Source organism: Butyrivibrio proteoclasticus, assembly GCF_900115735.1.
Classification (GTDB): Bacteria; Bacillota; Clostridia; order Lachnospirales; family Lachnospiraceae; genus Butyrivibrio; species Butyrivibrio proteoclasticus_B.
Genome location: NZ_FOXO01000042.1, coordinates 1 through 24,422 on the forward strand (window position 1 = coordinate 1; position 24,422 = coordinate 24,422).

22 protein-coding genes are annotated in these 24,422 nt (G+C 41.8%); 1 reads left to right on the forward strand and 21 read right to left on the reverse strand.

Annotated elements, in window-relative coordinates:
• Positions 1-254 precede the first annotated feature (254 nt).
• From htpG to BM146_RS17345, 12 genes are all read right to left on the reverse strand, one after another.
• On the reverse strand, positions 255-2,435 hold the full coding sequence (gene htpG, locus BM146_RS17290) for a molecular chaperone HtpG (RefSeq protein ID WP_074891748.1): 2,181 nt from the start codon (positions 2,433-2,435) through the stop codon (positions 255-257).
• 272 nt (positions 2,436-2,707) lie between these two features.
• On the reverse strand, positions 2,708-4,387 hold the full coding sequence (locus tag BM146_RS17295) for an AMP-binding protein (RefSeq protein ID WP_074891750.1): 1,680 nt from the start codon (positions 4,385-4,387) through the stop codon (positions 2,708-2,710).
• Entirely contained in the window at positions 4,359-5,114 is a 756-nt protein-coding gene (accA, locus tag BM146_RS17300; protein ID WP_074891752.1) for an acetyl-CoA carboxylase carboxyl transferase subunit alpha, read from the reverse strand. Before accA ends, BM146_RS17295 begins: the two co-directional genes overlap by 29 nt.
• Before the next feature lie 20 nt (positions 5,115-5,134).
• A complete protein-coding gene (locus tag BM146_RS17305; protein ID WP_242949434.1) occupies positions 5,135-5,947 on the reverse strand; it encodes an acetyl-CoA carboxylase carboxyltransferase subunit beta in 813 nt (270 codons plus the stop codon).
• Between the two features lie 24 nt (positions 5,948-5,971).
• Positions 5,972-7,300 carry an acetyl-CoA carboxylase biotin carboxylase subunit gene (locus BM146_RS17310; RefSeq protein ID WP_074891755.1) on the reverse strand — a complete coding sequence of 443 codons (1,329 nt, stop codon included), beginning with the start codon at positions 7,298-7,300 and terminating at the stop codon, positions 5,972-5,974.
• Between the two features lie 78 nt (positions 7,301-7,378).
• Positions 7,379-7,825, reverse strand: a complete 447-nt coding sequence (fabZ, locus tag BM146_RS17315) for a 3-hydroxyacyl-ACP dehydratase FabZ (RefSeq protein ID WP_074891757.1) — start codon at positions 7,823-7,825, stop codon at positions 7,379-7,381.
• A 9-nt stretch (positions 7,826-7,834) separates the two neighbouring features.
• Positions 7,835-8,257 carry an acetyl-CoA carboxylase biotin carboxyl carrier protein gene (locus tag BM146_RS17320; protein ID WP_074891759.1) on the reverse strand — a complete coding sequence of 141 codons (423 nt, stop codon included), beginning with the start codon at positions 8,255-8,257 and terminating at the stop codon, positions 7,835-7,837.
• 2 nt (positions 8,258-8,259) lie between these two features.
• Positions 8,260-9,498: a beta-ketoacyl-ACP synthase II gene (gene fabF, locus BM146_RS17325; protein ID WP_177201728.1), complete on the reverse strand. Its 1,239-nt coding sequence runs from the start codon at positions 9,496-9,498 to the stop codon at positions 8,260-8,262.
• Positions 9,491-10,231, reverse strand: coding sequence for a 3-oxoacyl-[acyl-carrier-protein] reductase (gene fabG, locus BM146_RS17330; protein WP_074891763.1), 741 nt, complete (start codon positions 10,229-10,231; stop codon positions 9,491-9,493). Before fabG ends, fabF begins: the two co-directional genes overlap by 8 nt.
• A complete protein-coding gene (locus BM146_RS17335; RefSeq protein ID WP_074891765.1) occupies positions 10,224-11,159 on the reverse strand; it encodes an ACP S-malonyltransferase in 936 nt (311 codons plus the stop codon). The genes fabG and BM146_RS17335 overlap by 8 nt, the downstream gene beginning before the upstream one ends.
• Positions 11,159-12,103, reverse strand: coding sequence for an enoyl-[acyl-carrier-protein] reductase FabK (gene fabK, locus BM146_RS17340; protein WP_074891767.1), 945 nt, complete (start codon positions 12,101-12,103; stop codon positions 11,159-11,161). Before fabK ends, BM146_RS17335 begins: the two co-directional genes overlap by 1 nt.
• Positions 12,104-12,124: 21 nt before the next feature.
• Complete coding sequence (locus tag BM146_RS17345) at positions 12,125-12,346, reverse strand: acyl carrier protein (protein ID WP_074891769.1); 222 nt, start codon at positions 12,344-12,346, stop codon at positions 12,125-12,127.
• A 113-nt stretch (positions 12,347-12,459) separates the two neighbouring features.
• Between BM146_RS17345 and BM146_RS17350 the strand changes: the two genes are divergently transcribed.
• Entirely contained in the window at positions 12,460-13,317 is an 858-nt protein-coding gene (locus BM146_RS17350; protein WP_074891771.1) for a MerR family transcriptional regulator, read from the forward strand.
• On the opposite strand, the gene BM146_RS17355 is transcribed toward BM146_RS17350, so the two are convergent.
• From BM146_RS17355 to BM146_RS17395, 9 genes are all read right to left on the reverse strand, one after another.
• On the reverse strand, positions 13,318-14,250 hold the full coding sequence (locus tag BM146_RS17355) for a tRNA modification radical SAM protein MnmL/YtqA (protein WP_074891772.1): 933 nt from the start codon (positions 14,248-14,250) through the stop codon (positions 13,318-13,320).
• Complete coding sequence (locus tag BM146_RS17360; protein WP_074891774.1) at positions 14,223-14,825, reverse strand: GNAT family N-acetyltransferase; 603 nt, start codon at positions 14,823-14,825, stop codon at positions 14,223-14,225. Before BM146_RS17360 ends, BM146_RS17355 begins: the two co-directional genes overlap by 28 nt.
• Positions 14,826-14,852: 27 nt before the next feature.
• The gene (locus tag BM146_RS17365; protein ID WP_074891776.1) at positions 14,853-17,000 is read right to left on the reverse strand and encodes a DUF2264 domain-containing protein; all 2,148 of its coding nucleotides are present in this window, start codon (positions 16,998-17,000) and stop codon (positions 14,853-14,855) included.
• A gap of 60 nt (positions 17,001-17,060) precedes the next feature.
• On the reverse strand, positions 17,061-18,269 hold the full coding sequence (locus BM146_RS17370; protein ID WP_074891778.1) for a glycoside hydrolase family protein: 1,209 nt from the start codon (positions 18,267-18,269) through the stop codon (positions 17,061-17,063).
• A gap of 170 nt (positions 18,270-18,439) precedes the next feature.
• The gene (locus tag BM146_RS17375) at positions 18,440-19,234 is read right to left on the reverse strand and encodes a hypothetical protein (RefSeq protein ID WP_074891780.1); all 795 of its coding nucleotides are present in this window, start codon (positions 19,232-19,234) and stop codon (positions 18,440-18,442) included.
• Between the two features lie 629 nt (positions 19,235-19,863).
• The gene (locus tag BM146_RS17380; protein ID WP_074891782.1) at positions 19,864-21,933 is read right to left on the reverse strand and encodes a heparinase II/III domain-containing protein; all 2,070 of its coding nucleotides are present in this window, start codon (positions 21,931-21,933) and stop codon (positions 19,864-19,866) included.
• A gap of 29 nt (positions 21,934-21,962) precedes the next feature.
• Complete coding sequence (locus BM146_RS17385) at positions 21,963-22,760, reverse strand: DUF7402 domain-containing protein (RefSeq protein ID WP_074891784.1); 798 nt, start codon at positions 22,758-22,760, stop codon at positions 21,963-21,965.
• A gap of 108 nt (positions 22,761-22,868) precedes the next feature.
• Positions 22,869-23,939 carry a tetratricopeptide repeat protein gene (locus BM146_RS17390; protein ID WP_143087533.1) on the reverse strand — a complete coding sequence of 357 codons (1,071 nt, stop codon included), beginning with the start codon at positions 23,937-23,939 and terminating at the stop codon, positions 22,869-22,871.
• On the reverse strand, positions 23,929-24,306 hold the full coding sequence (locus BM146_RS17395; RefSeq protein ID WP_074891788.1) for a RidA family protein: 378 nt from the start codon (positions 24,304-24,306) through the stop codon (positions 23,929-23,931). Before BM146_RS17395 ends, BM146_RS17390 begins: the two co-directional genes overlap by 11 nt.
• Positions 24,307-24,422 lie beyond the last annotated feature (116 nt).

Here is a 24,422-nt window from a genome sequence, read left to right on the forward strand (position 1 = left end):
CAGAGCCTGCATGGCGTTTTCCTCAGGCTCAGTCAATGGTGGCGTAAGGAGCCGCAATATAAACTTTTTTTCAAACCGTCCCTATGTATCCAACTTACTTACGCATATACAAAGAGAGAGGATTCTGATATATGCTAATTGCAAACATCAGAATCCTCTCCCTAATCTACAACGTAGAATATAAGACATACATTTTCGTAAATACTCTTCCAAATCTCCAGAGTAATTTCAATCTACGCCATAAATTGAATATATTATTTTGCAAGAACCATCATGATGTCATTGCTGCGGGCGATGAACTTGGCCATTGCTTCACCTTCAAGAGGTGCATTCTGGATACGTGCAAGGTCATAAAGCTGCTCACAGATCATGTTTGTGTTCTCTCCGTCTTCGTGTTCCATTACGTACTGAACAAGAGGATGATTTGCATTGAGGATAAGTGTCTGGCCTTCGTTACCAAAGTCACCCATGCTCATTCCGTTCATGGCATACATCTTCATCATCTCTGCCATACGTCTTGATTCTTCTGATACTGTAAGCATAGAAGACATCTTCTTATCTTTAAGCTTTTCAAGCTTAATTGTGAGCTTATCATTCTTAAGAGCCTTTTTGATCTTCTCTGAAAGCTCTTTTTCCTTCTCTTCAAGTTCAGCTGCTGCCTTCTTGGAAGTCTTGGACTTAAATGTATCTGTAAGGTCTGCGTCGATTCTTGCAAACTTGATACCTTCATTCTTAGCCTCAAGCTGCTGCATGAAAGGAACATCAATGTTGTGGTTCATGATGAAAGCTTCCATCTTCTGAGCCTTGAACATCTTGATATACTGACTCTGCTGCTGTTCATCAGTTACATAGTAGATTGTACGAGGTTCTTTTTCTTTGTTATCATCAGCCGTCTGATTCTTCGAATCGTCTGCGCCATTTTTGCTTGACTCTTCGGAATCATTGGCATGGTCTCCACCAGAAACTTGCTCTTTCTCGTTTGGTGTCGCTCCAACAACCTCTGCCTCAACCTTGTTGCCGTTCTCATCGACAGCTTCATCCTTGGCTGCTGCCTCTTCGGCTTCCTTGTTGATCTGAAGTGCTTCAGGTGTTGTAAGATACTTGCCATCGAGGTTCTTAAAGAGGATGTAATCTGTCATCTTCTCGCAGAACTTGTCATCACGAAGGCATCCGTATTTAATGAATGGGCTGATATCATCCCAGTATTTGTCATAGTTCTCTTTATCTGTCTTGCAAAGACCTGCAAGCTTCTCCGCAACCTTCTTTGAAATGTACTCAGAAATCTTCTTAACAAATCCATCGTTCTGAAGAGCACTTCTAGAAACGTTAAGAGGAAGGTCAGGACAATCAATAACACCCTTAAGGAGCATTAAGTACTCAGGGATAACTTCCTTGATGTTATCAGCTATAAATACCTGGTTGTTGTAAAGCTTTATTGTTCCCTCTATTGACTCAAACTCCATGTTGATCTTAGGGAAGTAAAGAATACCCTTTAAGTTGAAAGGATAATCCATGTTGAGGTGAATCCAGAAAAGGGGCTCCTTATAGTCGCGGAAAACTTTTCTATAGAATTCCTTGTACTCCTCATCTGTACAGTCCTTAGGAGTTTTAGCCCAAAGAGGATGTGTATCATTAAGAAGCTGAGGTCTTCTCTTTATCTTAAGCTTTTTCTCCTCTTCCTTTTTCTCATCCTTATTTTCGCCATCTGCCTTGGTCTCATCTTTCTTTTCAGGCTCAACGACTTCTATAACCACATCAGAATCAAGTTTTTCTGATTCTTTGATTGTCTCTGTTCCTTCCTCATTTTCCTTGGAAAGATAGATTTCATATGGCATGAATGAGCAGTATTTCTCAATTACTTCTCTAGCCTTGTACTCGTTGCAGAACTCAAGGCAATCCTCAGAAAGGTGAAGAGTGATTGTTGTTCCTACCTCTTTTTTGTCACCATCTGACATTTCAAAATCTGAACCGCCATCACATGTCCAGTGAACAGAAGCTGCATCAGACTTATAAGAAAGTGTATCGATATCTACTGAATCAGATACCATGAATGTTGAGTAAAAACCAAGTCCGAAGTGACCGATGATCTGGTCTGCGTTAGCCTTATCCTTGTACTTGTTAAGGAAATCAGTTGCACCTGAAAAAGCTACCTGGTTGATGTATTCCTCAACCTCTTCAGCAGTCATACCAATACCATTATCAGTGATCTTGATAGTCTTTTCCTTATCATTAAGTACAACATCTACACGAGGCTTAAATCCATCAGGAAGAGTGTACTCTCCCATCATATCCATCTTGCGGATCTTTGTGATAGCATCACACGCATTTGAAATTACTTCTCTGTAAAAAATATCATGATCCGAATAAAGCCATTTCTTAATTATCGGAAACATGTTTTCGCTGTTAATAGAAAGATTACCTTTTTTTGAAGCCATAATTCTCACTCCTTATAAAAATATTTAGCAGGTAACAATCCCACCAAAAACTAGTTTAAGTCCGCCCAATACAAAAGTCAATAAAAAATTAGCACTCATCTAATCAGAGTGCTAATAACGTTACTGTTCACTCGCATACAGCTCGCTCCAGTAACCACTTCGCGCATTCATTCCAAATCGACTTCGTCGATGGAATGCGCTCACTCCCGTATCAAGTTCTCACGAAATGCGCAGCTTAGTGCGCATTTCTGTCTGAACAGTAACCTAATAACCTATTTATTATAATCTTTTTTTCGGATCACTGACCTTAATATCTTTCCGTTGGCGTTGTGTGGAAGACTCTCCTCGAACTTAATAAGTCTCGGATATTTGTAGATTGCAGTATTCTTCTTTACAAAATCCTGAAGTTCAACAGCAAGTCTGTTATCAGGAGAATATCCCTCGTTGAGAACAATGCTGGCCTTTACAAGAGCTCCCCTTGTTTTGGAAGGATACCCTGTGACTGCGCACTCAAATACTGCCGGGTGGCGCATCAGTATGTCCTCTACTTCTGAAGGGCCGATCCTGTATCCACTGGATTTGATCACATCGTCATTTCTTCCCACAAAGAAAAAGTGCCCTTCCTTGTCCCTAATAGCCATATCCTTGGTGTGATAGATTCCGCCGTCCCATACTTCTTTGTATTCATCTTCTGAACATAGATACCCTGCAAACACACCTGCAGGCCTCTTTCCGTCCTTTGGAACTATAACGATCTCACCCTCTGTGCCATCAGGTACAGGATTGTTGTTTTCATCCACAAGCTCAATATGATAAAGAGGTGATGCAAGCCCTATGCTTCCCGGAACCTGCTGCCCATCAACAGTAGTACAGGTCTGAAGCGCTGTCTCAGTCTGCCCAAATCCCTCTCTAACTGTAAGTCCCGTCATATCTGTAAACTTCTTTGATACCTCTTTGGGCATGGATTCACCTGCAGTTGTGACATAATGCAGATTCTCAAGATTATACTTTTTTAAATCCTCCAGAACCAGGTACTTATAAATGGTAGGCGGTGCACAAAACGTGTTAACCTTCTCTTCTTCAAGAAGCCTTAGCATGTCTCCCGCATAAAACTGTTCATAGTCATAGACCATTATGGCCGCTCCCATAAACCACTGACCGTAGAGTTTTCCCCAGGCAGTCTTAGCCCAGCCGGAATCCGCCACAGTAAGATGAAGCCCCTTTTCTTTGACACCATGCCAGTTTTTGGCAGTAAAAATATGGGCTAATGGATACGAAAAGTCATGAATAACAGCCTTTGGCGCCCCATTCGTTCCGGAAGTAAAATAATAAAGCATAGGATCAGTAACCTTCGTTGTCACCCTGTCAAAAGAGCTTTCTCCACTTTCAAGCATCTGATCAAAGCTCTTTTTATCCTTGTAAGCATCCCCAACAACTATCTGACATGTCAAAAGACCTTCGATTGCATTTTCCACCTTGCTGCAGATATCATCAGCATTTACGCATATCACAGCCTTTGCCCCTGAAAGACGCACTCTCTCCCTGATATCCTCGGCAGAAACCATATGTGATGTTGGCACAGCTACCGCTCCAAGCTTGTGAAGAGCCAGAATGCTTATCCAGAATTCGTAGCGCCTTTTTAGCAGCAGCAAAACGCTGTCACCTCTCCTGATGCCAAGGCTTTTTAGCCCATTTGCAGCCTTATTGGAGAGCACCTGCATATCTTTAAACGAAAACCGCTTCTTTATGCCATCAGCAGTCTTGTGTAAAAGAGCCAGCTGGTCTGGCACTTCTTTGGCAAACCTGTCCATAACATCATAGGCAAAATTGAAATCATCGCCGTATGTAAGCTTAATATCAGTGATTTTTCCACTGTCATCTTTTATTTCTTTATAGTAATCCTCATAGATCATGGTATTTCCCCTAGTAACCCACTTTCCTAAACTTTTCATAGCGCTTATCCACAAGGTCTTCTGCAGGTATTTCCTTTAAATTCCTCAGCTCTTTTGCAATTTCTTTTAAAAGATCACCTGGATTTTCACTATTGCACACCTTGTCCACAAGCCCGAGTTCATAGAGCCTTTTGGCTGTAAGTCCAAGAGCTTTGGCTGCTACATCTGCTTTTTCCGTAGTTTTCCACAATATGTTGGCGCAGCTTTCAGGAGAAACCACACTAAAATAGGCATCATCCATTATCCAGATCCTGTCAGCATGGCTAAGAGCTAGTGCTCCGCCGCTTCCGCCTTCTCCTATGACAATTGATAATATGGGGGTTTTAAGATCAGACATTTCAAAAAGACTTTGGGCGATTGCCCTTCCCTGGCCCCTTTCCTCCGCATCAATGCCGCAATAGGCACCGGCAGTATCAACAAAACAGACAACGGGCCTTTTAAACTTTTCTGCCTGTTTCATCAGCCTTAGAGCTTTCCTATACCCTTCAGGCATGGCACTGCCGAAGTTATGTTCAATACGCTCTTTGGTATCTTTCCCCTTTTCAATTCCTACTACCGTAACCGGGATTCCATCAATTCTTCCAATCCCTGCTTTTATTGCCCTGTCGTCCCCAAAAAGCCTGTCTCCGTGAAATTCCACAAAGTCTTTTACCAAAGCTTTTATGTAGTCGCTTGCAGTCAGGCGCCCCTCAGACCTGGCACCCTTAACAATCTCGTAATCTTCCATTTATTTGTTCCCTCTATGCCTTAAAATCCGTGGAGCTTTAAGATTCTCTCAAGATATTCCTTCTGCTCCTGTCTTGGCACTATTTCGTCAATAAAGCCGCACTCCAGAACCCTTTCTGCCTTTTGAAAGCCTTCCGGCAGCTTTTGGTTAAGAGTTTTTTCAATAACCCTCGGTCCTGCAAATCCCACTCTGGCTCCCGGTTCTGCAAGTGTTATGTCTCCAAGCATGGCAAAAGAGGCATCTACGCCCCCTGTCGTTGGATTGGTCAAAAGAACTATATAAAGGTTCCCAGCCTTGTCATGTCTTTTTACTGCGGCAGAAACTTTGGACATCTGCATTAGAGAAACCATGCCCTCCTGCATCCTTGCTCCTCCCGAAACAGTAACTCCAATAACCGGAAGGCCACGCCTTGTTGCATATTCAAAGAGCCTTGTTATCTTTTCACCTACAACTGCTCCCATGGACCCCATCATAAAATTACCATCCATGGCAAATATGCATACCCTGCTGCCGCCAATAGCCGCCTCGCCGCAGATCACCGCTTCTTTTTCACGACTCTTTTCCTTTGCCGCAATGAGCTTATCCTCATACTCAGGGAAAGATAGGATATTCCTGGATTCCATATCCCTGTCCATCTCAACAAAGCTTCTTTTATCTGTGAGCATAAGGATCCTTCTGCGGGCTCTCACAGGAAAATAGTGACCACACTCAGGGCAGATAAAATAGTTTTTCCTGATCTTTGAAACTGACACCTGCTTTTGACATTTCTTACAGGTGATCTTCCTGCTCCTTGGCCTGTTATCTGTATTTTCAAGCTCATTATTAACTTTCAAAAATAAGCTTTTAAGCTCCATATCTTATAACACTTTCTGACAGATCCCTGTATCATAGTTTCCAACTACAAATCTGCCGTTTTCCATGAATTTCATGTGCATATCCCTGTTATTATCAACTCCAAGAAGCACAAACTCTGACAGAGCACTCTTCATCTTTCTGATAGCTCCATCCCTGGTATCTGAGCAGACAATAAGCTTACCCAGCATGGAATCGTAGAAGGGACTTACAGTGCAGCTCTGATAAAGAGCTGAATCAAACCTTACGTCCACTCCTCCCGGAATATGCAATAGCTCTACCTTTCCCGTGGAAGGTTTAAAATCCTTTGAGCTTTCTGCGCATATCCTGCACTCGATTGCATGCCTGCTGCTTGCTATCTCCTCCTGCTTAAAAGGAAGCTCAACTCCTGCTGCCGTTCTTATCTGCCACTCAACAATGTCAATGCCGCACACCATCTCTGTCACAGAGTGCTCAACCTGGAGCCTCGTGTTCATCTCCATGAAGTAGAACTTATCGTCTTTTACCAGAAATTCCACTGTCCCCACAGTCACATAGCCAACCTTTGCGGCAAGCCTTCTTGCGGCCTCGTGCATCTTAATACGCAGCTCCTGTGAAAGAACCGGAGCCGGGCACTCCTCGATAAGTTTCTGATTCTTTCTCTGAACTGAGCAGTCCCTGTCCCCAAGAATCAGAACTTTTCCATTTTTATCCGCAATAATCTGAACCTCAACATGTTTTACATTTTCCAGATACTTTTCCATGAACACGCCGTCATCGGCAAAAGAGCTCCGGGCTTCTTTTTTCACCTGCTCAAAAGCAGAAAGAATTTCTTTTTCCTCCCTGACAACTCTTATGCCCTTGCCACCGCCACCGGCTCTTGCCTTAAGGATAACCGGATACCCTATTTCTTTTGCCCGGCAAAGGACGTCACTACTGTCAGTGAGGATATCGCTCCCCGGAGTCACAGGAACATCTGCACTCTTTGCAATTTTCCTTGCGATCTCCTTTTGCCCCATATTACGCATAACTTCTTCACCGGGGCTAATTAGAGCAATTCCACTTTCCCTGCACTTTTTTGCAAATTCAGGGTTTTCTGATAACATTCCATAACCCGGGTGAATGGCCTCCGCCCCGGTCTTTTCTGCAACAGTCAGGATAACATCCATGTTAAGGTAGCTGTCTTTCACCAGCGCTCCGCCAATGCAGTAGGCTTCATCTGCCATTTCCACATGAAGTGCATCCCGGTCCGCCTTGGAATAAACAGCAACCGTCTCTATTCCCATTTCTTTGCAGGCTCTGATGACACGAACCGCCACCTCGCCCCTGTTGGCAATAAGAATCTTAGAAAACATGTCAGTTACCTCCCTTTTCCACCTCAATATACACAAGTTTATATTTGACTAAATCCGGCCGGATGCTGATACCGTAACTCAGCCAACTACGCTTCGAACGGTATCATGCTCCAATATGACAAAAGAAAAATCACCGCTCATACACTTTTTTCCATCCACTGTGAGTTCGCCATGGAGAAGGTACATAGGATGTGCATCTCTTATAAGCTTTGTATCGATCCTTATGGTATCTCCAGGCTTTATCATTCCCCTGAACCGCACCTTATCAAGGCCTGTGTATACAGGAGTTGCATCTTTACCCTTCATCTTTTCTTCAAACATGATGCAGGCGGACTGGGCCATCATCTCGCATTGAATAACTCCCGGCACTATAGGATTTCCAGGAAAATGTCCCTGTAAAAAGAACTCATCTCCCCTTACCTTGTAAAATCCTGTAGCTGACCCATCCTCATTCAGATACGCCTCATCCACAAGCAGCATCGGCTCCCTGTGGGGAAGTATCTTTTTTATCTCTTCTCTGTTCATAAAATCACCTTACTCTATGACAAACAGGACCTGATCATACTCAACAAGGTCTCCTTCATTTGCCAAAACTTTAGCCACTGTTCCGTCCACCGGGGACTTTACTTCATTGAGCATTTTCATTGCCTCCAAAGTGCACAAAACATCGCCCTTTGAAACCCTGTCTCCCTTTTTAAGTGCCGCTTTATCTCCAACACTTCCGTTAAAAACGCCAAGGAGAGGGGCCTTAACCTCAAAGCCGCTGACAGCTTTAGCTTCACCTGCTTCAGGTTCATTTTTTACTTCATTTTTATTTGCCACAGGCTCTTTTTCCACAATTTCAGATGATTTTAAATTTCTTTTCAACCTTAGAAAAAAATCTTTCTCATGAACCTCAAGTTCTGATAAAGAGAGCCTTTCAAACATATCCTCATAATCTTTTAAAGAATTAGTCATACTCACGCCTCGTAACGTTTAAATGCTATACATGCATTATGTCCGCCAAATCCAAGGGATGTGCTGATTGCATATTCAATCTCCGCACAGACAGCCTTATTTGCTGTATAGTCAAGGTCACACTCCTCATCTTTTTCCTTGTAGTTTATGGTTGGCGGAATTATCCCATCTTTAAGTGCAAGAACAGAAGCAATGGCTTCCACTGCACCTGTAGCTCCCATCATATGTCCGGTCATGGATTTGGTGGAACTTATATGGATGTCGTAAGCTCTTTTGCCAAAAACAGCCTTGATGGCCTTGGTCTCCATGGCATCGTTTAAATGAGTGCCTGTGCCGTGGGCATTGATGTAGATCTCGCTGTTCTCATCAATTGCGCCCTCTTTGACAACGCTCTTTATTGCTCTTATGGCTCCGCTCCCTTCCGGGTCCGGCGCTGTGATGTGGTAGGCATCCGCAGTATTTCCATAGCCGATAACCTCAGCAAGAATATTGGCTCCTCTTGCCTTGGCGTGCTTATACTCCTCAAGGATAAGGATTCCTGCTCCTTCTCCCATAACAAAACCGCCTCTTCTCTTGTCAAAAGGAAGACTTCCCTCATCAGGATTTTCTGCAAGATTGAGGGCCTGGCAATTGATAAAGCCTGCCATTGCAAGCTCGTTTATGGAAGCTTCGCTACCTCCTGTGATTATTGCATCCGCATATCCATGCTTGATTGCTCTGTAGGCCTCTCCAATGGTGTTAGTTGAGGTTGCACAGGCAGTAACAACAGGAAGTGTGGGGCCCTTTGCACCGAACTTTATTGATATGGCTCCTGCTGCCATGTTGCTTATCATCATTGGCACAAAGAAAGGTGATACCATGTCAGGCCCCTTTTCTCTTAACTTATCCTGCTCTCTGATTGTAGAATTGATCCCCCCAATTCCCGATCCTATATACACTCCAAAGCGCTCACTATCTATCCCGTCCTCAAGTATCCTGCTCTGGGTAACAGCCTGTTTTGCTGCTGCCATTGCATACTGCATGAAAAGATCTGACTTTCTGATCTCCTGCATGCTGTCATAATATTCTTTGGGATTAAAATCCTTGACCTCCGCATCGAGGCTCACCTTAAGGTTTGATGCATCAAATCTTTTTATCTTTCCTATTCCGCATACACCGTTTTTGAGGTTATCCCAAAAAGTGTCCAGATCATTTCCTACAGGACTAATAACTCCCATTCCAGTTACAACTACTCTACACATACATTCCTCCATCCACCTTGATGACTTCTCCTGTTATATACTTTGATCCTTCGCTTCCCAAAAAAAGCGCAAGGTCAGCCACATCCTCGGGACTTCCAAGTTTCCCAAGGGGGATCATCTTCTTCATCTCCTCTGTCTGCGCATCACTTAACATCGCAGTCATCTTAGTGGTTATATATCCTGGTGCGATGGCGTTACACCTTATATTTTTTCTTCCGTACTCCCTGGCAACGGCCTTTGTAAATCCAACAATTCCAGCCTTCGATGCAGCATAGTTGGTCTGACCTTTGTTCCCCATAAGTCCCACAACTGAACTGATATTTATAATGCTTCCTTTTTTATGCATCACAAAGTTTCTGATAAAGGCTTTGGTGACGTATATACAACCCTTTAGATTCACATCTATAACACTGTCAATATCCATTGTCTTAAAGTTTGCAAGTAGGTTATCCCTTGTTATTCCGGCGTTATTTACAAGAATATCGATAGCGCCAAAGTCAGCTATTATCTCCTTTGCAACACTGTCAACCTGGTCCGCATCCTTTATGTCACAAACGTAGAGCCTTGCCGTAATCCCATAAGAAGTAAGCTCTTTTATTGTTTCAAGGGCCGCTTCGCTCTCTCTTGTTGCAATGATTGCAAGATCTGCCCCGTTCTCCGCGAATTTTAATGCGATTGCCCTGCCAATTCCACGGCTTCCCCCTGTTACTACCGCCTTCTTTCCTTTAAGCATCTTTTTCAAGCTCCCTTAATACTTCCTGAAGTGAATCCATATCATTTACTGAATAAACCCTGGCTCCCTCAACAGTTCTTTTCACAAATCCTGAAAGTGTCTTGCCGGGACCGCACTCTATGAATGTGTCAACTCCGCTCTCTGCCATGTTTGTCAGAGTTTCCTCCCACTTAACACTGCTGCAGATCTGGTCTGAAATGGTATCTATCATCTCTTTTTCTTCCTGTGGGTATGGCTTTGCTGTCTTATTGGCATAAAGAGGAATATGAGGTTTTTTAAGTTTATAGACCTTTCCTTCCTTTAGCTCATTTTTAAGCTCTTTTGCAGCGCTTTCCATATAAGGCGTGTGAAAGGGTCCTCCAACAGGAAGCTCTATAAATCTTACCTTTTGCTCCCCAAGTATTTCCTTGAAAGCATCTATTTTCTCTTTTTCGCCAGATACCACTACCTGTCCCGGGCAGTTGTAATTTACAGGGTAAACCTCATACTCTTTGCACATTTTTTGCAAAAGAGCTTTGTCCATCCTAAGCACAGCTACCATGCCGCCTTCCACAGCTTCAGCGGATTTCTGCATGTATTTTCCTCTCTGGCACACAAGCTTGAACGCTTCCTGGAAACTTAGCACATCAGAAGCTGCAAGAGCTGCCACTTCCCCAAGAGAAAAACCTGCAACTGCATCAGGACTTACTCCGTTTTTCATAAGAGCGATCGCACCTGCCATGTCAGCTAAAAACAGACATGGCTGAGCATTTTCTGTCCTCTTTAAAGTGTCTGTATCCCCTGTAAACATCTGGGTAAGTGTTCCCGGGCGTATTGCCTCGGCAACTCCAAAAAAGTTGTGGACTTCAGGTACATTCTCGAATATATCCTTTGTCATTCCGGGATACTGACTTCCCTGACCGGCAAATAAAAAAGCTATCTTTCCCATCAAAGTTCCTCACATTTCTTTTTCAAAAGAGCCTTAGCATCTCTGCAGATACCTGTAATGATCTCTTCACATGTCCCTTCAGAATTAACGAGCCCTGCAATCTGTCCGCACATACATGATCCCGTCTTAACATCACCATCTATGGCAGCGCGTCTAAGTGCCCCTGCTCCCATTTTTTCCAATTCATCCGGTGTAGCCAGCGGGTCATTTTCTTTTGCCTGAAAATCCCTTGTCATCCTGTTTTTCAATGCTCTTACAGGGTGTCCGAGACTTTTCCCGGTAACAATCGTATCTCTATCCTTTGCCTTTAGGACTTTTTCCTTGTAATTTGGATGGACGCCACACTCTTTTGCCGTAAGGAATCTTGTTCCCATCTGAATGGCCTTAGCTCCCAGCATGAAAGCTGCTGCCATGCCTCTTCCATCTGCAATTCCTCCGGCTGCGATAACAGGGATATTCACCGCATCAACGACCTGTGGCACAAGTGCCATCGTCGTGGTATCTCCAACATGTCCACCTGACTCACAACCTTCAGCCACAACTGCACTGGCGCCAATTCTCTGGGCCATTACTGCAAGAGCGACGCTCGCAACCACGCAGATTACCTTTACCCCTGCGTTTTTTAGCTGTTCCATATACTTTGCCGGGTTCCCTGCTCCGGTTGTCACAACCGCGATTTTTTCCTGGCAGACAACTTCCACAGCCTCATCAATATAAGGGCTCATAAGCATCAGGTTCACGCCAAAGGGCTTATCTGTCAGCTCTTTTGCCTTCCTTATCTGTGCCCTAAGTTGCTCCCCATTGGAATTCATAGCCGCGATGATCCCAAGTCCGCCTGCATTTGATACTGCAGCTGCAAGATTCGCATCAGCGATCCAGGCCATTCCTCCCTGAAAAACCGGATACTTGATTCCAAGCATTTCACAAATCGGATTTGCACTCATTTGTCGTTCCTCTCCAGACCATTACTGCTTTTCAATTAGCTCAACCAGCTTATCGATTGTTGTGATTTCCTGTGAAAGCTCAATCTTGCGATCAAGCTCCTCCTGCATCTGCATAACAAGCTCCATGATGTCCAGAGAATCAAGTCCCATCTCTGTAAATGTTGATGAAGATGAGATTTCACTTTCCTCCTTATCAAGATATTCTGCGATTATACGAATGATTGTTCCTTTAACGTCCTTCATTTTTTGTCTCCTTTTGGATAATCCATGTTTATTTATTATCAATTCTTTGTTACAATAATCTTGGGTGTTACCCCCAAGTCAATAGATTTTTGTAAGTTTTTTTGAGGTTTTTTATGACAACTTTTTATGATTACAAGAACGACCAACAGGAGTATTCACTCACTGTCAGCCAGTTTGCAAAACTATGTGGTACGACAAGGGATACTTTAAGACATTACTATGAGCAGGAAATTCTCATGCCCAGAGTTGATGAAAGTAACGGCTATCACTACTATTCTGCATCTCAGATAAGCTCTTTCTTTTTTATAAGCACTATGCGCCAGGCGGGCTGCAGCATCCCTGAAATCAGAGACCTTATCCACAACTCATCCAGAGAAGCAATCGAAAGACTGACTAACTCAAAGATTCTTGAAATGCAGAGGGAGCTTTACAGAATAAATAAAAAGATAAGTGCGCTTCACCTTGGAATGTGGATACTCGGAGAATTCGGCGGACACAAGAAGGGCTCTTTGTTTTTGCAGACAATGCCGGAAATCAGCATCAGCAAGACTCCTATTAAGAATAAAGACTTCGCCCATCACACTGCTGATATCGCAGAGGATATCTCAGAGCATCTAAAAAAAGCTGTGGACAAGGATTCTCTGTCAATTTTCCCAACAGGAGTCACCATTTCTTATGAGGACCTCGTCAAGAAGCATTACGTTTATAACAACATAATAAGTTTGTCTTTCCTGCCTGCAGATAACATCGATACATTCCCATCAGAGGGCCGATTCGCTCTGTGCTGCCACCAGGATAATCTGTCAAAAGATATTGAGAAAACCTACCTAAAGATTCTTTCTTACATAAAAAAGAACAGGCTAAAAGCCTGCTCTGATCTGTACGTAATAAGTCTCATTAACCTTTATGACAAGGAAAAAGAACATACTTACTTCAAATATTTATTTATATATGTGGAACCAGAAGACTGATCACTCAAGGATGCCCTTGCACTTTCTGGTGAGAGTGTTTAAGACACGCTTTTTATCAAGGCTCCAAAGAGGCTCTACAAGAAGCTTTCTGGGGCCATCACCTGTCATGCGGTGAATCACGGTTTCCTCAGGTAAAAGAGCTATGCACTCTGCTACAAGGTCTGTGTATTCCTCCATATCCATAAAAGAGGGTCTCTCATCTTCACTCATTTCAAGGTACTGTCTGTAAAGCTGCGTTCCCTTAAGAAGTTGCAGATTTTGAAGTTTTATGCCATCGAGCACAGGTGTAAGCCCGGAAAGGAATCTGACCGTCTCGAGCATATCTTCTTTTGTTTCGCCAAAAAGACCTAATATTACATGGACTATCACAACTATCCCTGCTTCTTTAAGCCTCTTATAGGCATCTTCAAAAACCTTCAGCTCATATCCTCTGTTGATACTTATGGCACTTTTTTCATGAATCGTCTGAAGCCCCAGTTCTACCCATACAGGCTTTATCTGATTTAGTTCTTTTAACATATCAAGGACGTCTCTTCCTATACAGTCCGGCCTTGTTCCGAGAGATAAAGCTACTACGTCTTCTCGTTTTATGACTGCGCTATAGAGCTCTTTTAACCTGTTTACGTCTCCATAGGTATTGGTAAAGGACTGAAAATAAGCGATAAACTTATTTGCATCGGTTTTTTGACGCACCTTATCTTTGGCACGTTCAAACTGCTCGTTTAATTCATTTACCCCAATGCCGGTCACAGGAACAGCGAAATCTCCTGAACCACCCTCAGAGCAAAATGTGCATCCGTGAAAAGATCTCTCGCCATTTGGCATGATAATAGAGCCGTCCCTGTTTGGGCAACTGCAACCAGAAGTCAGGGACAGGCGATATATCTTTTCACCATATGTACTTTTTAAGAATGTTGAGAGTTTATGATGCATGGATCATCCCCATGTTCTCCGATGATTTTTTCCATCCAGACCATATCGTACCAGTTCCCAAACTTGAATCCACATTTATGGAAATGGCCAATAAGTTTATAACCCATTTTTTCGTGGAATCTGACACTGTCATAGGTCAGATACTCATCCTCTTTTTCAGGATATCCAATGCATGAATATAGATTGAGGATTCCCATATCTTTGAGGCGTTTTTCAAGCTCCTCATAAAGGGCTCTTCCAAGTCCGTTCCTCTTGCAGTCTTTGTGGAGATAAATGGACATTTCAACGCACCACTGATAAGCTGCCCTCTCGTGGAATTTGCTGGCATAGGCATAACCAACAATTCTGGTACTGCCTGCATTCTCACTGTCATCTGCGCTTGAGCCTTCCTCAACAACAAGATAGGGAAAATACTCAAGAACTTTTTCTATACGGCTCTTAAACTCGCTTACAGTTGGCACTTCGTACTCATAGGTTATAGCTGTTTTTTCAACATAATACCTGTAAATATCAAGAAGTGCCTCTGCATCATCAGCAGTTGCAAGCCTTATTTTATAACTGTTGTTATTACTCACTTTGTCCTCCAGGTGATGGTACTTTCATCACAGCTGAAGATTACCTTCTATACCTTCAAAATCAATGACCTTGCAATTGCCATTTTTAAGGCTAATTCTGACAGGTCCATATCCTCCGCATTTTTGAGGATCTGTGTACTCTATGGACTTTACAGGGAAAATATCATCATCTGCAAAATCTTCAAGACTCTCTTTTGTGATCACCTGAGAAATAAGGAAGTATGGCTCATATCCATACTGCTTTTTCCTGATGGTATCTGCATAAAGGATGATAGAATTCTCACTGTCAGGGTTGGTATCCTTGCTGTGTATCAGGTCTATATTATCCCAACCATCCATAATCGTAAAGGCTAACTGCTTTTCTTTTCCTGTATGATCATGGCCCTTTAATATAACAGCCTTAAAGCCATCCTTTTCTTTTTTAATAATCTCAGTTCCATTATCAGGGAAACCAAAAGCACCAAGTGTTATACGAAGCGGTCTTCTGAACATGCGGATTTTATCTGCACGCATGATTCCATAAGGAACTGCAAAATCAGCGATATTTATGGCTGTTCTCCAATGAGTTTCTGTCTGTGTCTCATACTCAAAGAAGTGCCTTCTGTAGAGCACGCCATCCTTCTCCCCATGCCAGAAGCATGCATTGGGAGTAATACCCACAGGATGTTCTTTATCCTGTGCTGGTATTACCCCTGCAATAGCTTCCAGCTGAGGTTTCTCACGAAGCTGCTGAAGCGAACTGCTGGGAGTGATGCCTACAGGATGTTCTTCGTCAAGGTAAGTCACAACATACTGCTGAGACTGAACTCCATCCTTATTGACACTGTCCCAAGGGAACTTTGTGTTATAAACAAGCTTTCCATAGTTCCAGATTCCATGAAGGTCCGTTTTATCTTTTACCACCTTGCCTGTTCTAAGCTCAGTGATTCCATTTGCCTCATGGTTAGCCATGCAAAGTCCTGGTCCGTCAAGAGTTGTGACAAGTGTCTCGTTTTCTTTTAAATCTTCCCATGGGCCAATGTTTTCTTTGCTTGTCCAGAATGGATGGTCAGCAGGCAGATGCAGACACAAAAGAGCCTTAGCAAGCCACATAGGAGACTCAGCACATGAATAGGACTGCACAAGAGGAACGAATGGACCATAGAAACCAAGTGTTGGCACACCTTCCCACAAAAAGTCATCTCTTGAAAGGAACTGCAAAAGTGATCCGGAGCAGATTCTTCTTGCAAGTCCCGGATCTATAGAAGTGTTGTTCATAAGGAGATTGCCGTCAAATGAACTTGTTGCTGCATTTCTGTAGATGCCGCTTCTTCCCCACATATTTGTAAATCCATCTCTGTCAAAAAAGAGTGGGTATGTCTTCATGAGCTCATTGGAGTTTTCTTCAAACTTTTTGGCTATATATGGCTCTTTTTCATATCCATACCACTGATTCCAGATGGCTGTATACATATTGAAAGCCCAGCATGAATAATAGTCAAAGGACTGTCCATCTCTGTACCAGCCCTGACCAACATAGTAATTCAGGATGTTCTGGGCGTGGTCACGCATGATGTCCTCATCAATCTCATAGCCGTACATATTAAGAAACGCCAGATCAAGCATGTTAAAAAGGCGCCAGTTCTGAGGCACTGTATTGGAATGAGCAAAGTCGCTTAAAAAAGCAGCTATTTTGTCTTTTTCTTCCTTTGTGTAGGTCTCCCAGATTTCGTCTTTTGAAAGCCAAAGACAAATAACAAGGGCTGCTGTTTCTACAGTCTGCTGGAAGCATGCACATGGATTGCCGCTCTTATCCAGCTCTTTCATATCTGAATAGTTTAATACGTAGTTCTTTTCACCCTTTGTAACTGCGTATAAAACCTGTTTCTTATAGTAATCTCTTACGTTTATGCCGTTTAATACAAGATCAGGCTTAATGTGTATTAGAGGTGCCGAAATAAAGAAGGATCTGCAAAGTCCCTCAAATATTTCTGCCTTGTAGCGCCACATCGGGGCATCCTTTGAAGGGTAAGTAACTTCAGTCTCATACCTTGGCATTACCACCGGATCCTCTATGCTTTTAATATTTCCAAATATCCCTGATAAAAGATATTCTGCCGCCTCTATCCAGCTATCTCTTGTAAGACCTGTATATGGGCTAAGTTCATAATCCGTCTTTGTAGGTGTAAACTTCATGATGCTGCTCCTTATACTCTGACAATATATAATGAATCTTTTTACAACTTAGTTATCTGATCAAAAAACGTTAAGAGCACTTTCATTAAGCTTCATAAGTGCTTCGATGTAATAATAATCACCATAGATGATGGCTATATGATGACCGTTTCCATGATAATCAACTGATCCTCTTGTAAGGAGGTTGTCTCTGTCTAATGTATAGTCGCAGCTATGACTATCAAGCGCCTTTAAGAGCCTCACAGCTGCTGCAAGATACTTATCTGCACGTTCTTTGCAGTCTTCAATATTTAATTCATTATCGTTCTGAGCATCATCCTCTTTAACGGAATATGCCCCCATAAGACTCTTTGCGATTTCAATTAATCCGCCTGCTGTAATTGCTGCCGCTGTAGAATCCTCAAGATCATCCGTCTTTGGCTGTCTGTAGTCAATTGGAACAAGGAAAGTCTCAGGCATCTCAGAGAGTACATAATCTGCAACTTTCATAGCAGTCTCAAGATATTTCTTTTCACCTGTATGAATGTAGCTAAGGGCAAATCCATAAACTGCCCAGCTCTGTCCTCTTGTCCAGCTTGAGCCTTCACCATATCCCTGTCCGCCATACTCTTTGTCGAACTTTCCTGTAAATGGATCAAAACCAACAATATGCCTTACTGAGCCGTCTTCTCTGATAAAGTTCTTCATTGCTGTATCTGCATGAGCCATGGCAATCATTTTAAATCTTGGATCTGCAAGCACATCAGAAGCCCAGTACAAAAGCGGAAGGTTCATCATGCAATCGATGATAGCCCAGCCTGTGGTATCTCTGCCATCGCCCCAGTCATTCCATGCCCTTATGAAATTGCCGTTTAAGTTAAATCTTCCTGCAAGGCTTGCTGCTGCAAGTAATCCTCTGTTCTTAGCTGCCTCACCTTTATTTAACTTGTAATTGATGACAGCTGTTGGAAGCCATCTAAAACCGGCATCATGGTCCATTCCGTTATAATTAAGGAACGCTGCATCAAGCTTTTCTTCTACCTGAAGAGCCTCTTCCTTAAACATCTCATTACCTGTAAGCTTGTAGAGCTGCCACATTTCTCCGCCCCAAAAGCCATTAGTCCACCAGCAGATTTCCTTTTTATCTGACCTGTCGTCAAATCTGCCGCTTTCATCTGTAGTATATGGTATCTTGTTCCTGTTTCTCTCTGTAACAGGAACCATCTTCTCTTCTATCTTTTTTAATGTATCATTGACCCATTGTAAGTCTTCGCTACTGATAAATCCCATAATCTTCCTCCCAAACATGATTGCATAGTTGAATTGCTTTAGTTTTTTCTTACCCAATTCACCAAATTATATAGTACCGTCTTTTGGAGCAAAAAATAATGTATATTTTATATTAAATCTTGCGATTTTTTAGCTAAACAGGATTTTGTCACTAAATGCATGACTTTTGGTTATAGCAAGTAATTTTCTATAACCCTGTCAATGCCTACTGAATCTAAAGGTATCTTTTCTGTTTCAAATGTAGCAAGCATGTTTAAAGATATCACGTAGCCGTTCTCTACATATGCTTTTGACTTATATATATATTTGCTTATATATTTTTGATCATCCATCATTCCATAATGCTCCCAAATATATATTTTTCCGGTTCTCTTATTCTTCACAATAAAATCCGGATAAAAATATTCATTACCAACTTTTAATCTGCATTCATATCTATACTGAATTCCATTTCGAAATAGCGCATCAGCAATCATTGCCTCTGCTTTGGACCTTACCAGGTCACCTTTTAAAGTGGCAATTTTCAATTTTTCTGGATTTTTATTTGATTTTTCATACTCTGCCTTATCCCAATTATCATCGCATTCTGCGCCAAAATAAGATGGTATATCTATCAATTTCCTATATGCAGGTTGATTTTTAATAGCCCTCGCTGGTGTCTCTCTAGGATGTCTTTTTATGTATGCATCAATGGCTGCTATTTCCATCTTTGTCGAACTTATCTGCTTTTGCAGCAAGTTCTTTATGGCAAGACTTTTTGCGATTTCTATTTTATCCTTCTTTAAGTATTTCCTTGTGATTTTCCGGTCTTTTTGAATTACCTGATAATACTTATAACCCCTGCCATTTTTATTTATCTGTATTCTTCCTTCAGGAAAATTTCCCCTTTCAAATTTATCTTGATAAATGTTTAATTTTTTAAGCAGCACTCTTTTTTCTGCCATCATAGCATCTTCAATATCCACATTCACTCCTACTTTCTTAGAATTTTGCTTTCTTTATTTGCTTTCTTTATTTGTTTTCTTCTTTATTTTGTGCGGTTTCTCTCCTTCTCTTTTCTTAGTCCCTACTTATATACCTAGTTTTGCTGTCACTTTTCGTGCAGTTATCATTACATGCACTCTGTTTGTTAATATGAATAGTCTCGCGATTTGCGAATAACGTTGTTCATGCCAGATTAGGCATCAAGATTTAAATAAATAAACAACTTGATGAAAATAACACATTTCAACTTCTAAAGTCAAGCTTATTTCCTATTATTGTAGAAATAGTTTATCTACACCCTATTTTTTCTAAAACCATTTCCTATACAGCTTATTTTTATTTAACTGCACCCTTTTTTTCAACTAACTCTTTCCTGTGATTAGATTTCTTGTTCAAGTGCACCCTCTAAAAAGGGTGCACTTGATTTAAAACATGTTTTATAGCCAATGTCTCCAATATGTAATAGGGTGCAGTTAAATCAATATCGGTATCACAGGAAAACAAAAACAGAAAACTGGGGTGCAGTTGTCTGAATATGTTAATCTCAGGAAATTACAATTACAAAAACAGGGTGCAGTTGCTTTAAAATCTGCAACTGCACCCTGTTTCATCATCTAAACTTCATTTCAAGCCTATTTGAAGGTCCCATTTTTAAGAGCACTCTGTATACTTCGTGCTTCCAGGCGATAGAAAGCCTCTCATCTGTTATTGGATATGCTTTAACAGTGGCTGATACTACGCCTTCAACCTTTGCATAACCAAGATCACCTATCTTTATACACTTACCTTCTGATGTTTTATCAACTAAAGCATCTTCTGCATTCAGGTTCTCTAATGGTACAATTTCAGGCTTCTCATAAGTCATAAGACTTATAACTGCGTTAAGATCGCCATCATAGGTATCCTCAACGCAAACACCCTCACCTTTATTCAGACTTACAATTCTTTTATAGCTTCTGATGCGCTCATCACCGTAAGCACCTGCGATATCCATAGCTAAAGAGGATATATACTTTCCGGAACATGCTTTATCAGCAGAATTTTCAGCTACTCCCTTTGTTTCTCCTGAATTCATGCACAGAATGCAGTTTACATCCCTTGCGCCGAACTGCTCACCTGCGTGCTGCATAATAAATGCTGGATTATAAACGTCTGCAGCAGCATCTCTTCCAAGCTCTTCCAAATACTGTTTTCCGCATGCTTCAGTTTTTCCCTCAAACGCGCCACTCTCATCTCCAGTCAGGTATCCTTCATCAATAAAAGTAGGCAAATTGTGGAACTGAGACTGCATGGTCCATAGTTCATATCTTCTATGAGAGAAAGTCTTCTGTGTATAAGTTCCAACTCCAAGGTCAATGAGCATAGGCTTTCCATTTTTATATATTGTAAAAGATCCAACGTCATTATGATTATGACTATCTGCATTGTCACCAGCTTTGGCAGCAAGTGTATAGACGCCGTCTCGAGCTACCATCAGTCCAACGCTTTCAAAAAAAGCATCTTCAGGTATTCCAGCTTCACCCGTAACACTCATCATCTCGTCATAAGCAAAAGCCTGGATAAAATGGTAAAAGAGATTTATCTCACTGCTGACTAGCCTTTCTTCTTCGGATTCTTTTTGAAAATCAAGAGCTGCAAAAGTAGAAAGGACCTTATCACCTGTTGCCTTTCCAAACAGATACTCTCTTGCAGTTCTTCCTCCGACAAGAGCGCTGCAATCAGCAAAATTCACATAGTACCCGTTACCTACATACATCTTAACTATGTAATTGGCAACATTTCTAATAAGCTTTTCCTTGAATACGTCAGCAAAAGAACTATTGCCTTCCTTACCATTTCCAAGAACACCACTCATAAGCTCAAGACATCCAAAGAGACAAAGAGCCGCATGAGAATAATACTGAGCTCCCTCATCACAGCCTCCGTCCTCGCCGTACTCATCAAGGAAGTAATCACAGGACTTGGCAGCCTTTTCAACAAATGCCCGTCTTTCCTCTTCTGTAAAAAAGCCCTCCGGCCTGGTAAGCGCACATATCAGAACATTTTGTGTACACCATGGTGTCCAGTTACACATTGATTCCTTGCCATTCCCCATCCACCAGAAGTGCTGTCCTAAATATGGGGTAAATATTCTCTCCTTAAGTCTTTCATTGACATAAGTGCTGATAAAAGGACTTATGTCATTTAATACAGGTCTTAAAGCATACTCTGCAAAAGCAACTTCTGCACCTGACTCTGCATCAAAAAGATCTATGATAGGCCTTGTCACATCAGGCATTTTCTCCTGTACGCCATCACGCACATAGCTGGTGTGTGGTGGCAGGCACCATGTAGTTTCCTCTAAAATGAGGTAGAGTCCATCGAGGATATCCCCCAAAAATCTACCTTTATTTTCAACACACTCGGCAAGAACAAGCTTATTTAATTTCCTTCTTCTTGGAAAATACTTATCCTCAAACCTTACTCTGTTTCCTGATTTCTTAAACTCCATAAAATCCGAGATAAGAAGCTGTGTCCATGGCTCATTCATAGCCTCTTCGCCAGCCTGTACAAGTTTCTTTTTTAAGGAGTCAGAAAGCCCTTCCCATCTGCTCCTGTCTGAAATATCAGGATACTTTGTATATATGCTGCATCCTTCACTTTTAGCTAAAAAATCCTGTATTAAAGTCCTATTACTCATCTGTTTTCCTCATATAAGGTAAATTTTATTCAATTCTCTCCTGCCTCAGTTCCATAAACTTCAATCTGTGTAAGTGCAGGGAATGGGCTTGGATCATCGGCTTTAATAAGCTTACCAAGTTTTATCCATTTTATATTTTTCTTTTCGATGTGGAAAACATGCGGCTCTGCGACCTTTTTATCCATTTTTACCACTTCACTGCTTCCATCAGAGAATGTGAAAGTAGCTTCTACCCACCAGTTATCATGTGGGAAATCGGCTCTTGTATAAAGAACTATCTTGTCAAAGTCAACTTCTCTTCCAAAATCCAAAGTAAACTCAGCATCATCCTGCCTATTGATTCCCCAGGATTCATATGGCCATTCACCATGGGAGAGCGTTGCTATGCAACCATCTATCGCATTCCTTGCAGCAAATACAGCTTCGCCTCTTGTTTCAACATTGGCACTTGCATGAGGATAAACACCTGACACTTCATGCTGATCAAAAGGATTAAGAGCAATATTCCTATAGCCTTTAACTTCATAATCCTCAGCTTCTCTTATAGTAACAACATGTCTGTTCCCAAAGAAAGCAAGCGGATTATAGCTTGTTTTTTTCTCGTAAAACGGAACAACAAAATCAACCGTTTCCTGATCAACGAGCACCAAAGAAGTACCAACTGCTGCATCTACCTTTACGACATAAAACTTTCCGGGAACAAGTCCTGAAAACTCAATAACATCTCCCTTTCTATACTCACCATCCCAGGCAAGTACTACATTTTTCTCACCTTCGTACTCTGCCTTAGGCACATGATCCCATTCGTTAAATACTGTAATTTTCATACCTACTCCTCCAAAGCTTTTTATTTAACTCTATAGTCAAAAAATCCGCACAAACTGCGGATTTTTTAAGTTCTAACTAACATATTATTAAATTATTGATAAAAGCAGTCACCTTGTTGATAAAAATACGTTTTCTCTAACTGCAGCCTCATCCTGTGGATATTCCTGCAGATATGTTGTCATTAAAGATGAAGCCAGATCAAACTCTCCCATATATTCATAGGCAGTTATTTCGTTTAACATAAGTGCCTGATTTAGGGATTTGTCGTTTATCTCTATTCCTGACTGAAAAGAAGAAACGGCACCTTCATAGTCTCCCTGCTTAATCTGACACATTCCAAGCTGATTATAAACCTTTGCACTTTTTGGATTTTCAGACAAGTATGTCTTATATACGCTAATTGCATAGTTATAATCACCCTGAACTTCTCCTGTCTGTCCAAGCAAAAGAACTACCGGCTCTTTTTCCTGATCTCTCTCACTTCTGGCTGCTTCAAGATAACTCTGCGCATCAGCATTGTTCCCAAGATAAAAAGAAATCTGTCCCTTCTCATAGTTGGTCATATACTCACTGCCGTTTTCCAATGCCCTGCTAATGATGGAAACGCCTTCCTCTTCATAACCATTTTCAGCAAGCGACTTATATATCATTATCATCATGGAATAATCCTTGGGATTAAGAGATATAGCCTTAGTGAAATCAGCGTATCCCAAATCATGATTACCTGAGGACAGCTCACATGTACCTCTCAAATAATATGCGTTAATATCTCCACTTCTAAGACCAATTATTGCATCATAGACCTCTTTAGCCTTGTTGTATTCTCCAAGCATCATATAACTTTCAGCAAGATAATAATTGGTATCAAAGTCCATGTCATCAACTATGCCCTCATCTGCTGCAAGCGAAGAAAGCAGCTCTTCAGCTGCCAGCTCATACTCCCCGCTATATAAGTAAGCTATTCCCTTACCTCTGTGGATAAAGCACGCATCCTCACCATTTTTTTCTGCTTCTTCAAAGCTCTCAAGAGCACTTGTATACTCATGACTCTCAATATAAGCAAAGCCGGAATCAATGTTGTGTCTTCCTGCAAGACTTCCACAGCCTGTAAGCAGAATGGTCAGGGATAACGCTCCCGCAACAATTCCACGATTCATAAGCTCTTTATTACTCCCCAAGATAAGCAATTACCTCTACTTCGCAAAGGACATTTCTAGGTAGCTGCTTAACTGCCACGCAACTTCTCGCAGGCTTTCCGTTAAAAAACTTTTCATAAACAGCATTAAATGCTGCAAAATCGCTCATCTCTGCTAAAAAACATGTTGTCTTGACTACATGCTCAAAGTCAGTTCCTGCTGCCTTTAAAATCTCGCCGATGTTACGGCAAACTCTGTCAGCCTGATCAGCAATAGTAGTAGTATCTATTTCTCCACTTGCAGGGTTAATCGGAATCTGACCTGATGCATAAAGAAAATCCCCTGCCTTGATTGCCTGTGAATATGGTCCTATAGCTGCTGGTGCCTTGTCTGTACTGATGTACTCCATTTCATATCCTCCTCTTTTATAGCTCTGCTCTTGGGATTCTCACTAGGCTCGTATATTACCTCACCAAGTGTTCACCCATGGCTCGCACTAAATTCGAAACTACCTCATTAAGTGCT

Coding starts and splice junctions, on each gene's coding strand:
- htpG (WP_074891748.1), bottom strand. CDS start 2,435: ATGGCTTCAAAAAAAGGTAATCTTTCTATTAACAGCGAAAACATGTTT.
- BM146_RS17295 (WP_074891750.1), bottom strand. CDS start 4,387: ATGAAAAGTTTAGGAAAGTGGGTTACTAGGGGAAATACCATGATCTAT.
- accA (WP_074891752.1), bottom strand. CDS start 5,114: ATGGAAGATTACGAGATTGTTAAGGGTGCCAGGTCTGAGGGGCGCCTG.
- BM146_RS17310 (WP_074891755.1), bottom strand. CDS start 7,300: ATGTTTTCTAAGATTCTTATTGCCAACAGGGGCGAGGTGGCGGTTCGT.
- fabZ (WP_074891757.1), bottom strand. CDS start 7,825: ATGAACAGAGAAGAGATAAAAAAGATACTTCCCCACAGGGAGCCGATG.
- BM146_RS17320 (WP_074891759.1), bottom strand. CDS start 8,257: ATGACTAATTCTTTAAAAGATTATGAGGATATGTTTGAAAGGCTCTCT.
- fabF (WP_177201728.1), bottom strand. CDS start 9,498: ATGTGTAGAGTAGTTGTAACTGGAATGGGAGTTATTAGTCCTGTAGGA.
- fabG (WP_074891763.1), bottom strand. CDS start 10,231: ATGCTTAAAGGAAAGAAGGCGGTAGTAACAGGGGGAAGCCGTGGAATT.
- BM146_RS17335 (WP_074891765.1), bottom strand. CDS start 11,159: ATGGGAAAGATAGCTTTTTTATTTGCCGGTCAGGGAAGTCAGTATCCC.
- fabK (WP_074891767.1), bottom strand. CDS start 12,103: ATGAGTGCAAATCCGATTTGTGAAATGCTTGGAATCAAGTATCCGGTT.
- BM146_RS17345 (WP_074891769.1), bottom strand. CDS start 12,346: ATGAAGGACGTTAAAGGAACAATCATTCGTATAATCGCAGAATATCTT.
- BM146_RS17350 (WP_074891771.1), top strand. CDS start 12,460: ATGACAACTTTTTATGATTACAAGAACGACCAACAGGAGTATTCACTC.
- BM146_RS17355 (WP_074891772.1), bottom strand. CDS start 14,250: ATGCATCATAAACTCTCAACATTCTTAAAAAGTACATATGGTGAAAAG.
- BM146_RS17365 (WP_074891776.1), bottom strand. CDS start 17,000: ATGAAGTTTACACCTACAAAGACGGATTATGAACTTAGCCCATATACA.
- BM146_RS17370 (WP_074891778.1), bottom strand. CDS start 18,269: ATGGGATTTATCAGTAGCGAAGACTTACAATGGGTCAATGATACATTA.
- BM146_RS17380 (WP_074891782.1), bottom strand. CDS start 21,933: ATGAGTAATAGGACTTTAATACAGGATTTTTTAGCTAAAAGTGAAGGA.
- BM146_RS17385 (WP_074891784.1), bottom strand. CDS start 22,760: ATGAAAATTACAGTATTTAACGAATGGGATCATGTGCCTAAGGCAGAG.
- BM146_RS17395 (WP_074891788.1), bottom strand. CDS start 24,306: ATGGAGTACATCAGTACAGACAAGGCACCAGCAGCTATAGGACCATAT.